Raw genomic sequence first — 1,820 nt, forward strand, 5'->3', positions numbered from 1 at the left:
ACGAGTGAGAATGCAGGCATGAGTAGCGAAAGGGGAGTGAGAAACTCCCCCGCCGGATGACCAAGGGTTCCTGGGCCAGGCTAATCCGCCCAGGGTGAGTCGGGACCTAAGGCGAGGCCGACAGGCGTAGTCGATGGACAACGGGTTGATATTCCCGTACCCGCGAAAGAACGCCCATGCTGAACCCAGCGATGCTAACCATCCGAAGCTCGTGACTGCCCTTCGGGGCTGATCGAGTGGAGCGTGGGACCCGGACTGGTAGTAGGCAAGCGATGGGGTGACGCAGGAAGGTAGTCCTACCGGTGAGTGGTAGTACCGGTGCAAGGGTGTGGCCCGCGATGTAGGTAAATCCGCATCGCACACAGGGTGAGGCCCGACGCATAGCCGAATGAGGCGAATTGGATGATCCTATGCTGCCGAGAAAAGCCTCTAGCGAGTTCTTAGCGGCCCGTACCCCAAACCAACTCAGGTGGTCAGGTAGAGAATACCAAGGCGATCGAGCGAACTGTGGTTAAGGAACTCGGCAAAATGCCCCCGTAACTTCGGGAGAAGGGGGGCCATCTGCTGTGAACCGCCTTGCGCGGGGCAGCGGTGGGTGGCCGCAGAGACCAGTGAGAAGCGACTGTTTACTAAAAACACAGGTCCGTGCGAAGTCGAAAGACGATGTATACGGACTGACGCCTGCCCGGTGCTGGAACGTTAAGGGGACGGGTTAGTCCTTCGGGGCGAAGCTCAGAACTCAAGCGCCAGTAAACGGCGGTGGTAACTATAACCATCCTAAGGTAGCGAAATTCCTTGTCGGGTAAGTTCCGACCTGCACGAATGGCGTAACGACTTCTCAGCTGTCTCAACCACAGGCTCGGCGAAATTGCACTACGAGTAAAGATGCTCGTTACGCGCGGCAGGACGGAAAGACCCCGGGACCTTCACTATAGCTTGATATTGGTGTTCGGTTCGGCTTGTGTAGGATAGGTGGGAGACTGTGAAGCGGGCACGCCAGTGTTCGTGGAGTCATCGTTGAAATACCACTCTGGTCGAATTGGATGTCTAACCTCGGTCCGTGATCCGGATCAGGGACAGTGTCAGGTGGGTAGTTTAACTGGGGCGGTTGCCTCCCAAAATGTAACGGAGGCGCCCAAAGGTTCCCTCAGCCTGGTTGGCAATCAGGTGTCGAGTGCAAGTGCACAAGGGAGCTTGACTGCGAGACCGACGGGTCGAGCAGGAGCGAAAGCTGGGACTAGTGACCCGGCACCGGCATGTGGAAGCGGTGTCGCTCAACGGATAAAAGGTACCCCGGGGATAACAGGCTGATCTTCCCCAAGAGTCCATATCGACGGGATGGTTTGGCACCTCGATGTCGGCTCGTCGCATCCTGGGGCTGGAGTAGGTCCCAAGGGTTGGGCTGTTCGCCCATTAAAGCGGCACGCGAGCTGGGTTTAGAACGTCGTGAGACAGTTCGGTCCCTATCCGCCGCGCGCGTAAGAGACTTGAGAAGAGCTGTCCCTAGTACGAGAGGACCGGGACGGACGAACCTCTGGTGTGCCAGTTGTTCCGCCAGGAGCACTGCTGGTTGGCTACGTTCGGCAGGGATAACCGCTGAAAGCATCTAAGCGGGAAGCTCGCTTCGAGATGAGGTCTCTCACCGGGTCAACCGGGTAAGGCCCCCGCCCAGACCAGCGGGTTGATAGGCCGGAAGTGGAAGCGGCGCAAGTCGTGGAGCTGACCGGTACTAATAGGCCGAGGGCTTGACCACATACTCATCCAGCCCATTTTTGCAAGACAATGTCGCGTCCACTGTGCAGCTCTGAAGGTACGGAACC

General features: G+C 58.0%; 1 rRNA gene (running past one end of the window). It reads left to right on the forward strand.

Annotation, left to right across the window (positions count from 1 at the left end):
* Positions 1–1,753 (forward strand): 23S ribosomal RNA (locus G5C62_RS25775) (it extends 1,379 nt beyond the left edge of the window).
* Positions 1,754–1,820 lie beyond the last annotated feature (67 nt).

It is taken from the genome of Modestobacter sp. KNN46-3 (genome assembly GCF_011039295.1).